The sequence below is a fragment of the Mesorhizobium sp. PAMC28654 genome (assembly GCF_020616515.1).
In the GTDB taxonomy this organism is placed as follows: Bacteria; Pseudomonadota; Alphaproteobacteria; order Rhizobiales; family Rhizobiaceae; genus Mesorhizobium.
The window spans coordinates 1,532,326-1,545,760 of the sequence record NZ_CP085135.1; the positions used below are offsets into that span (position 1 = coordinate 1,532,326).

At 60.4% G+C, this 13,435-nt stretch carries 14 protein-coding genes, 1 tRNA gene and 1 pseudogene; 11 read left to right on the forward strand and 5 right to left on the reverse strand.

The genetic code is table 11. The features are described from left to right. The first annotated feature begins 36 nt into the window (after positions 1-36). The 8 genes and pseudogenes from LGH82_RS07880 (at position 37) to LGH82_RS07915 (ending at position 7,685) form a co-directional block, all read left to right on the forward strand. The gene (locus tag LGH82_RS07880) at positions 37-600 is read left to right on the forward strand and encodes a polysaccharide biosynthesis/export family protein (protein WP_227347984.1); all 564 of its coding nucleotides are present in this window, start codon (positions 37-39) and stop codon (positions 598-600) included. A 9-nt stretch (positions 601-609) separates the two neighbouring features. After that, positions 610-1,739, forward strand: a pseudogene (locus LGH82_RS07885) (glycosyltransferase family 4 protein). Positions 1,740-1,821: 82 nt separating this feature from the next. After that, positions 1,822-3,357 carry an undecaprenyl-phosphate glucose phosphotransferase gene (locus LGH82_RS07890; RefSeq protein WP_227347985.1) on the forward strand — a complete coding sequence of 512 codons (1,536 nt, stop codon included), beginning with the start codon at positions 1,822-1,824 and terminating at the stop codon, positions 3,355-3,357. Continuing rightward, positions 3,354-4,631 (forward strand): O-antigen ligase family protein, encoded by a 1,278-nt coding sequence (locus LGH82_RS07895; RefSeq protein ID WP_227347986.1) that lies wholly within the window; start codon positions 3,354-3,356, stop codon positions 4,629-4,631. Before LGH82_RS07890 ends, LGH82_RS07895 begins: the two co-directional genes overlap by 4 nt. 150 nt (positions 4,632-4,781) lie before the next feature. After that, positions 4,782-4,858, forward strand: a tRNA-Pro gene (locus LGH82_RS07900). 635 nt (positions 4,859-5,493) lie between these two features. Then, positions 5,494-6,054, forward strand: a complete 561-nt coding sequence (locus LGH82_RS07905; protein ID WP_227347987.1) for a hypothetical protein — start codon at positions 5,494-5,496, stop codon at positions 6,052-6,054. A gap of 235 nt (positions 6,055-6,289) precedes the next feature. Then, positions 6,290-6,901 carry a hypothetical protein gene (locus LGH82_RS07910; RefSeq protein WP_227347988.1) on the forward strand — a complete coding sequence of 204 codons (612 nt, stop codon included), beginning with the start codon at positions 6,290-6,292 and terminating at the stop codon, positions 6,899-6,901. 112 nt (positions 6,902-7,013) lie between these two features. After that, positions 7,014-7,685, forward strand: coding sequence for a DUF2161 domain-containing phosphodiesterase (locus tag LGH82_RS07915; RefSeq protein WP_227347989.1), 672 nt, complete (start codon positions 7,014-7,016; stop codon positions 7,683-7,685). A gap of 36 nt (positions 7,686-7,721) precedes the next feature. Here the strand turns inward: LGH82_RS07915 and mctP are convergent, their stop codons facing one another. From mctP to LGH82_RS07930, 3 genes are all read right to left on the reverse strand, one after another. Then, positions 7,722-9,236 (reverse strand): monocarboxylate uptake permease MctP, encoded by a 1,515-nt coding sequence (gene mctP / locus LGH82_RS07920; RefSeq protein WP_227347990.1) that lies wholly within the window; start codon positions 9,234-9,236, stop codon positions 7,722-7,724. Next, positions 9,233-9,409, reverse strand: a complete 177-nt coding sequence (locus tag LGH82_RS07925) for a DUF3311 domain-containing protein (protein WP_227347991.1) — start codon at positions 9,407-9,409, stop codon at positions 9,233-9,235. Before LGH82_RS07925 ends, mctP begins: the two co-directional genes overlap by 4 nt. 197 nt (positions 9,410-9,606) lie before the next feature. Continuing rightward, positions 9,607-10,005: a hypothetical protein gene (locus LGH82_RS07930; protein WP_227349758.1), complete on the reverse strand. Its 399-nt coding sequence runs from the start codon at positions 10,003-10,005 to the stop codon at positions 9,607-9,609. 209 nt (positions 10,006-10,214) lie between these two features. On the opposite strand from LGH82_RS07930, the gene LGH82_RS07935 reads away from it, so the two are divergent. The 3 genes from LGH82_RS07935 (at position 10,215) to LGH82_RS07945 (ending at position 12,333) form a co-directional block, all read left to right on the forward strand. After that, complete coding sequence (locus LGH82_RS07935; RefSeq protein WP_227347992.1) at positions 10,215-10,421, forward strand: hypothetical protein; 207 nt, start codon at positions 10,215-10,217, stop codon at positions 10,419-10,421. Between the two features lie 91 nt (positions 10,422-10,512). Continuing rightward, a protein-coding gene (locus LGH82_RS07940) for an IS630 family transposase (protein WP_264484367.1) occupies positions 10,513-11,459 on the forward strand; the annotation gives its coding sequence in 2 pieces (ribosomal slippage) (positions 10,513-10,855 and positions 10,855-11,459; 948 coding nt in all). Then, positions 11,446-12,333, forward strand: a complete 888-nt coding sequence (locus LGH82_RS07945; RefSeq protein ID WP_227347993.1) for an ATP-grasp fold amidoligase family protein — start codon at positions 11,446-11,448, stop codon at positions 12,331-12,333. The genes LGH82_RS07940 and LGH82_RS07945 overlap by 14 nt, the downstream gene beginning before the upstream one ends. Positions 12,334-12,344: 11 nt before the next feature. Here the strand turns inward: LGH82_RS07945 and LGH82_RS07950 are convergent, their stop codons facing one another. Beyond that, complete coding sequence (locus tag LGH82_RS07950) at positions 12,345-12,647, reverse strand: hypothetical protein (protein ID WP_227347994.1); 303 nt, start codon at positions 12,645-12,647, stop codon at positions 12,345-12,347. A 140-nt stretch (positions 12,648-12,787) separates the two neighbouring features. Beyond that, a complete protein-coding gene (locus LGH82_RS07955; protein WP_227347995.1) occupies positions 12,788-13,330 on the reverse strand; it encodes a MerR family transcriptional regulator in 543 nt (180 codons plus the stop codon). Positions 13,331-13,435 lie beyond the last annotated feature (105 nt).

Here is a 13,435-nt window from a genome sequence, read left to right on the forward strand (position 1 = left end):
CCCTAGCCGCGGCCAGTCGAAGGTACGTATCCGGTCATGAAGAGCACTGCTTCCCTCTTTCGCGCACTGCTTGCCGTATCGATGCTTGCCGGCTGCTCCAGCTATCGGCCAACACCGGCGGCGTTCCACGAAGTGCTCGACCAACCTTATCGCCTCGGCGCCGGCGACCGCGTCCGCGTCACCGTGTTCGAGCAGGACGGCCTGACCAACACCTACAGCGTCGACCAGTCCGGCTATCTCTCCTTCCCCCTCGTGGGCGCGGTGCCGGCGCGCGGCCACACGGCCCAGCAACTGGAGAAGGAGATCGCCGACAAACTGCGCCAGGGCTATCTGCGCGATCCCGACGTTTCGGTCGAGATCGACCGCTACCGGCCAATCTTCGTCATGGGCGAAGTCGGCGCGGCCGGCCAGTATTCCTATGTCCCGGGTCTCACCGTGCAAAAGGCCATCGCCATCGCGGGCGGCTTCTCGCCACGCGCCAACCAGGAAAGCGTCGACATCACCCGCGATATCAATGGCAAGGTCATGACGGGGCGCGTGGTCACCTCGGACCCGCTTCTGCCCGGCGATACAGTCTACGTTCGCGAACGCCTGTTCTGACCTAAGCACGTGGCGGACAAACTCAGGATCGTCCACTGCTTTCGCTCACCGGTCGGAGGAATTTTCCGGCATGTGCGCGACCTGACCGACGCGCAGGTCTCCGCCGGGCACTCCGTCGGCATCGTCTGCGATTCGACGACCGGCGGCGATTTCGAAGAACGCCTTTTCAAGCAGATGAAAGACAGCCTGGCGCTCGGCATTCATCGCACGCCAATGCAGCGCCATGTCGGCCCGGGCGACCTCGCGTCGGCCTGGCGCACCTACAAGATCATCAAGGAATTGCAGCCGGATGTGCTTCACGGGCACGGCGCCAAGGGTGGCGCCTATGCCCGTCTGTTCGGCTCACTGTTGCGGGTATCAAGGTCTCGCGTAGCCCGCCTTTATTCGCCGCATGGTGGCTCACTCCACTATGACGAACACACAACCACCGGAAAGCTGTTCTTCGCGCTCGAGCGCTTCATGGCCCGCTTCACCGACTACCTGCTGTTCGTCTCCGACTATGAGCGGCGCACCTATCGCAGGAAGGTCGGCGAGCCGCCGATCCCCAACGCGCTGGTCTACAATGGGCTTCGAGCCGCCGAATTCGAACCGGTGATGACGGTGGCCGACGCGGCTGACCTGCTCTACATCGGCATGATGCGCGACCTCAAAGGCCCGGACATCTTCATCGATGCGCTGGCCGCGGCTGAAACGCGTCTCGACCGCCCGCTGACTGCCGTCATGGTCGGAGACGGCGATGACCTTCCCCGCTATCATGCTCAGGTGAAGCGGCTTGGACTGGACGGTCGTGCACTTCCTGCCGCCGATGCCGGCAAGAAAAGCGTTCGCGCTGGCCGATCTCATCGTCGTTCCGTCGCGCGCCGAAGCCATGCCATACATCGTCCTGGAAACGCTTGCCGCGGGAAAACCGATGATCGCCACCTCCGTCGGCGGCATTCCGGAGATATTCGGGTGCCGGCTCTCCTGCCCTGATCAGGCCTGATCCACGCGAACTTGGCGACAAGATGTGCGAGGCGCTTGCCGACCCGGATGGTTTCAAGACCCTGATGCCCGGCGTCGCCGACCTAAAGGCACGCTTCGGCGCCGACGTCATGGCCGCCAATATCGAAAAAGCCTACTTCCTGGCCCTTGGGCGCTAACCCGTTCCAAAGCCACGCGTTGTTTCAAGGGTTTCTTAGCTCTCTTTTGCTATTCACCTGAGGGAAGCTCGCGGATAGCCCCATGAACGAGATCGACCCCGCGCGCCGCTTTTCGATAGATGCGGTGCGCAAATTCGAGGCCCCTCCCGAGGCTGACAAGCCCGGAGGCATGAACGATGTCGCCCGTCAGGTGGCGTCGCAATACCGGCGCGATACGATGTCGCCGATCATGGTCAGCGGCGTACTGCGCATGGTTGAATTCGCGCTGCTGTTCCTGTCCGGCCTCTGCGTCTACTTCTACCTTGTCGGCTTCTTCAATTATCTCGCCTGGCAATATCCGCTGACGATCGCCGCCGCTTCGTTCCTCGCCGTTGTGCTGCTTGACGTCACCGACTGCTACCAGGTCGTTTCGCTAATGCGGCCGATCGCCAATTTCGGCCGCATTCTGCTGGTCTGGGCCGGCACCTTCGCCCTGATGGCGTTGACGGCCTTCACGATGAAGATGTCAGGCGATTATTCTCGTCTGCTCTTCGGCACATGGTTCGTTGCCGGCTTCATCCTCATCTTCGGTCTCAGGCTGGTCATGTCGAAGCTCATTCGGAGTTGGGCGCGTGATGGCCGCATGGAGCGGCGCGCGGTCATCGTCGGCGGTGGCAAGGCGGCTGAGGTCCTGATCCGCTCGGTCGAAAAGCAGCCCTACAACGATATCCGTATCTGCGGCATCTTCGATGACCGTAGCGACAAGCGCTCGCCGCCGATCGTCGCCGGCTATCCCAAGCTCGGCACCATCTCCGAACTCATCGAATTTGCCCGCATCGCGCGCATCGACATGCTGATCGTCTCGCTGCCGCTGACCGCCGAATCGCGCGTCCTGCAGCTGTTGAAGAAACTATGGGTGCTCCCGGTCGACATCCGGTTGTCGGCGCATTCCAACGCGCTGCAATTTCGCCCGCGCGCCTATTCCTACATCGGTTCGGTGCCGATGCTCGATATTTTCGACAAGCCGATCAACGACTGGGATTCAGTCGCCAAGCGCGCCTTCGACATCGTCTTCTCGATCATCGGCATCATCGTGTTTTCACCGGTGATGCTGGCGACCGCGATCGCCATCAAGCTCGACAGCAAGGGACCCGTGCTGTTCCACCAGAAGCGGCACGGCTTCAACAACGAGATCATCGAGGTCTACAAGTTCCGTTCGATGTATACGGACAAGGCCGATCCGACCGCCAAGCAGACGGTGACCAAGAACGACCCCCGCGTCACCCGCGTCGGCCGCTTCATCCGCAAGACTTCGATCGACGAACTGCCGCAATTCTTCAATGCGCTGCTGGGCTCGCTGTCACTGGTGGGTCCACGCCCGCACGCCATCGCCGCCCAGTCGCACAACCTTCTCTACAATGAGGTGGTCGACGGCTATTTCGCCCGCCACAAGGTCAAGCCCGGTGTCACTGGCTGGGCGCAGATCAACGGTTGGCGCGGCGAGATGGATACCAATGAAAAGATCCGCATGCGGACGGAATACGACCTTTACTATATCGAGAACTGGTCGCTGCTGTTCGACTTGCGGATCCTGTTCCTGACGCCGATCCGGCTGCTCAATACGGAAAATGCCTATTGAGCGCGATTTCCCACGAGCTGCCGGCGGCGGCGATCAACGCCAAGCTGATTGCGCTCATCTCTTCCGGCGCGCTTTTCTTAGGCGTGTTCCTGTCGGGTTTCGTCATCCGCGAGCCGGCGCCCTACGAAATCTACATGGCCGGTCTCATCGCCGTCTGGGTGCTGTTCGGTCTGCGTATATCGCGCGCCGTGGTACCGTTGCTGGTGCTGCTGGTGACGATGAACATCGGCGGCATGATCTCGATGACGCAGATGTCGAACCTGGCGAATACGCCGCTCTATCTCGCAGTATCGCTGTTCCTCGCCTTCACGGCCGTGTTCTACGCCTTGGTGACCGCTGTAGACCCCAGCCGCTACCGGCTGATCTTCCGTGCCTATGTGATCGCGGCGGTGCTCACGTCGCTGCTCGGGATCGCCGGCTATTTCCACGCCTTTCCAGGCGCCGAGCTGTTCACCAAATACGACCGCGCCGCAGGCGCCTTCCAGGATCCGAACGTGTTCGGTCCGTTCCTGGTGCTGCCCGGCATCTACCTGCTCTATTTGTTGCTGACCGGTCCCATCTCGCGAATGCCCCTGGTGGCGGTTCCATTGCTGATCATCACGGCCGGCATCTTCTTTTCGTTCTCGCGCGGTGCGTGGGGCATGTTCGCCGTATCGGCGGTCCTGCTCACCGGCTGTCTCTTTCTGCAGAGCGCGAGCGCCATGTTCCGACTGCGCGTCGTGGTGATGACGATCGCGGCGCTGTCGCTGCTGATCATCGCCATCATCATCATCCTGCAGCTACCAGGCGTGTCGGAGATGTTCTCCAACCGTGCCCATCTGGAGCAAAGCTACGATACCGCCCGCCTCGGCCGCTTTGCCCGCTACACGATCGGCTTCCATATGGCACTGGAACATCCGCTGGGCATCGGCCCCCTCGTCTTCGGCACGATCTTCGGTGAGGACACTCATGACATCTGGCTGAAGGCGCTGATGGACTATGGCTGGCTCGGCTTCGTATCGTTCCTGGCCCTGACGCTGTGGACGATCGCGGCAGGCTTCCGCATCCTGTTGCGCGACAGACCTTGGCAACCCTATCTCCTGTGCGCCTACGTCGCCTTTATCGGCAACATCGGGCTCGGCACCTTCATCGACATCGATCACTGGCGCCATCTCTACCTGCTGCTTGGGCTTGTCTGGGGCGCAATCGCCCTTGAATACCGCCATCAGCGGGAGCTCGAACCGGAGCCACCACGCCAATCGGGCCCGGCAATTTCATCCGTGCGTCGAGCATGATGCTCCCTGCGATATTACCGCACCAAAGCTCTATCTTTTTGTTTGATTACGATCTTTCCAGAAAACGTGCGGCCACGTTTCGGGATCATGGTCTAGCTGCCGAATTCGGGTTGACCCGAACAGGGTTATCAAGATACATCGCGACCGGTCCGGAGTGTAGCGCAGCCCGGTAGCGCACTTGACTGGGGGTCAAGGGGTCGTCGGTTCGAATCCGGCCACTCCGACCATAAATGCCCTTGATGCAAAGGGTTTCTGTTCTCTCCCCCAAAGGCAATCGATGCCTAGAAGGGAACGGAAGCGAGCCAAGATCCCATTGGGAGCAGAATTCACGCGATTCTGAGGGGTGCTCCATGCTTCTTCTCCTGTTTCGGGATGGTAGCAAGACCACGATTCAACCTTTCGGTTTAGCGATCATGTCGCGAAACTCCATACCCGGTGCTGATTGATGATGTCCCAAAAGCCTGGGGGAAGCGCCTCGGCAGTGATGCCCACAGGGGGCGCTTCTCTGTTCTCATCGAGATGACCGGCAAGGTCGCACAGCCTCCTTCAAGCCAACTTCGGTCACGTCCGCGAAGGGTTTTCGAGCCAGTGCTCCCCCCACGCGTCTCCCGCGCGATCTTGTGGGCAATAGGCGTGTCATCATTGGTGGACGTGATGGTTCAGGTGCTGCTGGTATCTTCAACGGAAATGATCGACATGGCCAATTCCATCGAATTTTCTGATGCAAATCATAAGCGCACCCCACACCTTCCCCTGCTACATGCCGAAAGTTCGAAACCTCCCCTGTTGATCGCGCTAATGTGCGCGTGCCATTGTTGAGCCGGCAGTCGGGGCGACTGTGTGTATGCGGGGACGAAATACGATGTGGGCAATCGCCACGGAAAAAGACGTTTCTTTCTTCAACGATAAGCGAGCGTTGGTTTCGATCTATTTGTCTGACGGATACGACTCCGATGAAACTCAGTGGATTTTGGATAGCTGGTGCGGTTTTAATGAAGATGCAGGCCACAACTGGCACTTGCTCATTCCTTGCAGCACCGATGCGTATGTCCTCAACGAAAAGCTTGATGCCAGCCACTACGACGTGAAGTTTGCTAACAGAGTGATCAAGCAGCACGAACTTGCCAAGTCTGGGCTTCCCTTGCTGATGTTTGAAAACTACGATCCTAGCTCGCCGCCACAGTATGTCAGCTTTCGAGGAATGAGCCGCGAAAAGCGCAGGGATATACTCAAGGTCATTGCCGAGATTGTTGCCGATGAGGCCCAGAATGGTCCAGCCGACGCGAACGAGTTTCGGAAAGCTATATTAGATAGGGTCAGCATACTTGTAAGCAGGCACAAGCTCGCGAAGGCCGGATTGCAGACGTTGGCAATTGGAACCGCGATCATCGGCGTCGTTTCCGGGCTGTACAGCCTTAGATAATGTCGTCGCCGCTTCTCCGTCGGTTGCATCGTGGCAGGGCTGGCAGGCGGGAATCCACATGCTGCAGTCCCAGCGCAATAAAACCATCGAGCGCGTGACCGCGCTCGATATACCAATCAAGTTCTTTTGAATGGCCCATCGCCGATTTGTCGGACGGTTTGAGCCTCTCGTTCGTTAAGCGACTGTCGCTGGCGTTTCAGCTCGAACCGGCCAGCCCTTTCGAAGGATGGATACAATGAATTTCAAGAGATTCGTGCTCGGCGCGATGGTCACAAGCGCGACACTCACCGGGATCAGCCTGGCCCAGGCGGCGGACGCGGTGCGCCTGCGCGGGAGCGTTGTCAGCTTCGACGGCGCGACACTGACGGTCAAGACCCGGGAAGGTGCGACAGATACGGTGAAAATGGCAAGTGGCTGGAAGATATCAGGCGTGGCCAAAGCGTCAGCGCAGGACATCAAGCAGGGCGACTTCCTCGGCATCGCATCTGTTTCAAAGGCGGATGGCGGTAGCGGCGCGCTCGAAGTCGTGGTCTTTCCAGCCGCGATGAAAGGGGCCGGTGAAGGCGACCGCCCGTGGGATCTGCAACCCAACAGCCGCATGACCAACGGCACGGTCGCTGATGTCACCGACATCAATGGCCGGTCGGTAACGTTGACCTATGACAATGGCCAGAAAAAGCAGATCGCGATTCCGCAGACGACACCAATCGTCACCTTCGCTCCGGCATCGCCGGAAGACCTCAAACCCGGCGCGGTCATATTCGTCAACGCCGAGCGTGACAGCGGCGGCGCGTTGACCTCCACCCGTGTCGTGGTCGGGAACAACGGCATCGTCCCGCCAATGTAGCCCGCCAGCACAACAAATCCCGGGATAGGGTGCCTGATTTACCGCCGGAAACCGCATTGCGTTCCAATGAAAATCGATTCCGATTTTCAGCCTGATGCGGTAAGTCGTCGGCATGAACGAAACGACGCTTTATGCTCCGGTCAAGCTCTTCCTCGAGGCTCTCGGCTTCGCCGTGAAAGGCGAGATCGGTGGCTGTGACATGGTTGGCCTGCGCGAAGGCGAACCGCCGGTCGTGGTCATTTGCGAACTGAAACTGCAGTTTAATCTCGAACTCGTGCTGCAGGGCGTCGATCGCGCCGCCGCGAGCGACGAGGTATGGCTCGCCGCACGCATGTCGGCGCGTGGCAAGGGCCGCGAGAGCGACGCGCGGTTTCGCAATCTCTGTCGTCGCCTGGGATTCGGGTTGCTGGGCGTCACCGCCCGCGACCAGGTCGAGGTGCTGCTCAGCCCCGCCGCCTTGCCACCGCGCAAGGACCCGCGCCGCCGCTCGCGCCTTGTCGACGAGCATCAGCGCCGGCGGGGCGATCCGGCCGCTGGCGGCAGCACCCGCAAGCCCATCATGACAGCCTATCGCCAGGAGGCGCTGGCATGCGCGGCGGCGATGACCGCAGGCCCGAGACGCCCGCGCGACCTCAAGCCGACCATGCCGAATGTCGTCAAGATTCTGCGTCGCAACGTCTATGGCTGGTTCGTCCGCGCTGGCCACGGCGTGTACGAGATAACGGATAGTGGCCGCGCCGCCTTGCTGCAGTGGCCACAAACGCCCGAAGACAAAACGGAGTGATGGCAGGACCCGGCTCCGAAGCCTGGCTCCCGAGCCTCAGGCCGCGCTTCGCGCGTCGAGGAAATCGTCGCTCCTGATATCGCCTTCCATCTTGGCGCGAAACACAAACGACAGTGCGGTCGCGACAACGATGTTGGCGATCACGGCAATGACGCCATTATAGGCGCCATGTCCCAGGATGGTCGAAGTCGGCACCCACGCGGTCGCGCCCCAAGACAGATAGGACCCCAGGCCAAAACCGACGATCCAGCCCGCGAGCAACGCCTTGCCGCTGTACCAGCGTGTGTAGAGGCCGAAGATCACGGCCGGGAATATCTGGATCATCCAGACGCCGCCGAGCAATTGCAGGTCGAGCGCGAATTTCGTCGGCATGAAGAAGATCACGGCCAGGGCGCCGACCTTCACGATCAGCGACATCAGCTTGGCGAGTTGCGATTCCTGGAGGGGCGACATGGCGGGGTTGACGAAGGGCCGCCAGACATTGCGCGTGAAGGTATTGGCCGCACCGATCGACATCACCGCTGCCGGCACCAGTGCGCCGATGGCGATTGCCGCGAAGCAGAAGCCCGCGAACCAGTCCGGGAACATTTTCAGCAGCAATTGAGGGATCGCGTCCTGCGGGTTGGCGACTTCGATGCCCGCTGCATGTGCCATCAACCCCATCATCGCGATAAGGCCAAGCAGCAGCGAATAGGCCGGCAGCGTCATGGCATTGCGCCGGATCGCCTTGGGCCCCGACGCCGAGAGCACGCCGGTCAGCGAATGCGGATACATGAACAATGCCATGGCCGACCCGATGGCGAGCGTGATGAATGGTCCGATCTGCGCCGGCGACAGCGTCAAGCCCTGGTTGGGTTTGCCGGCATAGGCCTTGGCGGCCGCGTCGAAGACCGCGCCGTAGCCACCGAGCTTCGCCGGGATGATCACCACCGCCGCGATGACGAAGACGTAGATCATGATGTCCTTGACGAAGGCGATCATGGCCGGCGCGCGCAGGCCGCTCTTGTAGGTGTAGAGCGCCAGGATGACGAAGGCGATCGTCAACGGCAGATGCGACATCATCCCCTCGCCCTGGAATCCCAGTGCCTGGATGACCTTCTCCATGCCGACGAGCTGGAGCGCGATATAGGGCATGGTGGCGAGGATGCCTGTGAAGGCAACGGCAAGTTCCAGCCCCTTGTTGCGATAGCGCCCGAAGATGAAATCGGCGCCGGTTATGTAGCCCTTCTCGCGCGCCACGTTCCACAGACGCGGCATCGTCAGGAAGATGAAGGGATAGATCAGGATCGTGTAGGGCACGGCAAAAAAGCCGTAAGCGCCGATTGCATAGACAACCGCCGGCACCGCGATGACCGTGTAGGCCGTGTAGAGGTCGCCGCCGAGCAGGAACCAGGTGATCCATGCACCAAAGCGCCGGCCGCCAAGACCCCATTCATGCAGTTCATCGAGATTGCCGGATTTCCAGCGCGCGGCAACGAAGCCGATGATGGTCACCACGGCAAAGAAGAAGACAAAGACGGCTGTCGCTGTCCAGTTGAGATGATCGATCACGCGTCGTCCCCTCCGACCTTCGATGCCGCCCAAATGAAGATCGACGACACGGGGATCAGAGCCAGCAGGAACCAGAAGAAGAAGGGAATGCCCGCCAGGGTTGGCTCGATGCTGTTGTAGAGGGGAACCCACACGCACAGGGCGCACGGTATGATCAGCAAAAGATATTTCATGCAGGCCCCGGAGTGTCAGCTCATCGACAGCGCTTCATCATAGCCAATTGCGCCCCCTGGGCAACACCGACAACGGTGAGGCGAGGCGCCTTCCGGCCTCAGACATAATCCAGAAACAAAATTCTATACTCCGGAAACACTGTCGAAAAATTCGAGGGGGATACTTGGTTTCGCGGCAGTCAGGTCATCGACCTGATTCAAAAAATGGCCGGCGCCAAAAAGGAAAAAATCCATGAAGAAGTCCCTCCTCTCCGCCCTTGGGCTTGCAGTTGTTCTTGCTGTGTCGATGCCGGTTCTCGGCGCGACCAGCGCCAATGCGGCTCCGATGCACAAGAAGCATCATCGCCATCATCATCGCCACCACCACGTGCATCACCACATGCATCACCACCACCACAAGAAGGTCTAACAATCAGCTTGCCAACAAGAAGACCGACTTTGGTCTCTTGATCAAGGGCGGTCTTCTTGTTGTTGCCGACGCTCGATGACTTGATCACGGTGGCATTGAGCCGTTGTGAGAAGCAGCCTGCACCTGCTTCCCGCGCAAACGGCGCGACCGGATACATAGTATGGTGCCCGCCGGCATCGGCATCCATGACCCAGGAGCGCTTCGCTCCTGCTTTCGGCTTGGTGCTTCGTCACACGAAAATCCGTAATCGCGGACGGGCTTGCCAGTAAGCCAACGCCAACCGATTCGCCAAAGCCAGCAATCGGACATTGGCTCAACAAGGCAAGCTTGCCTGGCGCCACCGGCACCTGCCACAGGGCCTTTCGCACAGAGGCAAATCGCTATACCGCGGAGATAGTGCTGACCGGTTTCCGCCCACCGGATCAAGCGGAGTCCAAAAAAGCCAAGGTATCTCTGATGACGGCCAAGGCCGATATTTCGTGGACAGACCGCGTTGTTCTGTCTGTCGCGCGGTTCTGGCTGACCATCCGCCATCCCGCCCTGATCGTGCGGTTCGTGAGGCGGTTGGGTTATCTGCCCAATCCTGCCGCGCCGGAAACCTAGAGCAAAATCCGAGCGGATAGAATCGATAGGGGTTTCGTTGGGATTGGAAATCTGATTCAGCATATCTGCTGGATTCGGAGGCCGGCATGGCATGGCGAAATCCTTATCGGAAGATTTGCGGGCTCGGGTGGTCGCAGCGGTTGATGGCGGCCTGTCGCGACGGGCGGCAGCGGCGCGATTTGGCGTGGCGGCGGCAAGCTCGGTGCGTTGGGTCCGGGAATGGCGCGAGACCGGAGCCACCTGCGCAAAGCCGCAGGGCGGCGACAGGCGGTCCCACCGCGTTGAAGCGTATCGCGACATCATCCTGGCGGCGATCGAGAGGCGGGTGGACATCACGCTGGTCGAACTCGCCGAGTTGCTGCGACAGGAGCATGGCGCGTCGTTTGCGACGAGCACGATCTGGCGGTTTCTCGATCGTCACTCCATGACCTTCAAAAAACGGCGCACGCCAGCGAGCAGGAGCGGCCAGACGTGGCGGCGCGACGAAACGCCTGGTTCGACGCCCAGCCCGATCTTGATCCCGAGCATCTGGTCTTCATCGACGAGACCGGAGCCTCGACAAAGATGGCTCGACTGCGGGGGCGCACGAAGCGCGGGATGCGGTGCCGATCGCCAATCCCGCATGGCCATTGGAAGACGACGACGTTCACCGGCGCCCTGCGCCTCACTGGCATGACCGCGCCAATGGTCCTGGACGGCCCGATGACTGGCGAATGGTTTGTCGCCTATGTCGAGCAGGTTCTCGTGCCGACGCTGCGGCCCGACGATGTCGTGATCCTCGACAACCTGCCGGCGCACAAAAGCGCAGCCGCCCGTGTGGCGATCGAAGCAACCGGCGCAAGGATGATGTTCCTCCCGCCCTATTCCCCCGACTTCAACCCGATCGAGAACGCCTTTTCCAAGCTGAAATCGATTCTACGCAAAGCCGCCGCACGAACCGTCGCGGAATTGTGGGATACCATCAGCGCCGCACTGCCTTGCTTCACACCAACCGAGTGCGCCAACTACTTCGCCGCAACAGGATATGAGCCGGAATGATCAGATTCTGCTCTATCACGAGCGGATGCTGTGGCGGAAGATCATCGACCATAACCCGCTGTTCGTGACGTTCACCGACAAGCTTGCGGCCAAGGCTCACATCCAAAAGGCCTGCCCGGATCTGAAGCTGCCCGCGACGCTCTGGTCCGGTCACGATCCCGCCGATATTCCCCCGGCTCTGTTCGATGGCGACGTGGTGATCAAGGTCAACCACGGCTGCGCAATGAACATCTTCGTATCGGGCGGTCCGCCGGATCACGCCGCTATTATAAGCCAGACGAAGCGATGGCTCAGAAAGCCGTTCGGGCAGCGCGACGGCGAATGGGCCTATTGGCCGATCAAGCCGACAGTCCTCGTCGAGGAGAAGCTCAGCCTAAGCGGCGGAAGAATCGCCACCGATATCAACGTCCATGTCTGCGGGGGCGTCGTCTGCCACGTATGGGTCGAGGACCGACAGGCGGATCGCTCCGTGCTCTTTGACCGGAATGCAAATCCGCTGCCTGGGCGCGATCCCGATTATCCGCGCGAGGACCAGGCGCTGCCTGTCAACAAGCGCCTAGTCGACTTCGTGCGAGAAGCCATCGCCATTGCGCCGCGTCTTGCCGCCGATCTCGACTACATTCGCATCGACTTTCTGGTCACGGACGAGCAGCTTTTTGCAGGCGAGATCGTCGTCTACACGGCCGCAGGCTACGCAACCTGGACCAATCCGGATATCGCGCGCGAGATCGAACGTCACTGGCATATTGAGAAGTCCGACTACATGAGGCGGAGCCACCTCGGTCCAGCACGACTTTACGCTGAAGCACTCCTGGCCAAATGCTTGTCCGATTTCGGCAACGACGAGGCTTTGGAGGCTGGCAGCAAGGACTGACCCTGGGCGACCTATCGCCGACTGAGCAGCAAGCTTGCTGCCAGCCCAACCACAACAAGCCCCACCACCGCAGCCTTGGCAGGATGGTCACGCGCTGTCTTTTCGATAACCCTGCCTTGCCGCCTGATCGCCGGCAACGTATCGCCGATACGCTCGGCAAGGCTGGAATAGTAATCCGAGGCGGCGTCCCGCCCATCCTCGTAATAGGCACCACCACGCTTGGCGATCGCCTTCCTAAGCGTCGCCAATTCCCTGGAAAGAGCCGTGACCTGTTTTGCCAGGTCTATGTCGGAGATGGTCGAAAGCGATGCCATTATGTGTTTCCTTCATATGCTGAGGGAAACGTAACGCGTGACCTCAAGACCGGTTCCGGTTTTGGAAAATGCGAGAACGCCACTGCCCCTGATGCGCGGGGCAAGGCAATCGATCGCACCTGAACCAGGAGACGTTGGCCTCAGCGCACCTGGTCGAGCAGGCGCTTGCATTCCAAAAGGTCGAACAGCGCCTCCTGCAGCAGCGCGCGGTTATCACGCGAAAGTTTTGACGCGCCCGGCATGACTGGACCGTCCTCATCGGTCTTGCCCAGGCCGAAAAACCGTCGGCTGGGTTTCACCTTGGGTTGGCCGACCAGCATTTCATCGTCGGCTCCACGCGGCTGGGCGGCCGGCGTCAGTGGCACCGCATCGGCTTGCCGGCGCTGCGAGATCGCCTCGACGGCCGCCATGTCGCCATTGCCGATCGCGACCAGAAACTGATTGCCGTTCTCCCTCAGCAGCTTCTGCACGCCTTTGATGGTGTACCCCTGGTCGTAGAGCATGTGGCGAATGCCCTTGATCAGTTCGACATCCTGCGGCCGGTAGTAGCGGCGGCCGCCGCCGCGCTTCATCGGCTTGATCTGGTTGAAACGTGTTTCCCAGAAGCGCAGCACATGCTGCGGCAAATCGAGATCTTCGGCGACCTCGCTGATGGTGCGGAAGGCATCGGGGCTCTTGTCCATGGGCGAATCCTCACGCTGGACGACGATCCGGCCATGCTGCCGAATCGGGCATTATTTCAGCGGTTTGTGAAGCAACATTCAAGCCCGGCATCATGATAGAACCGG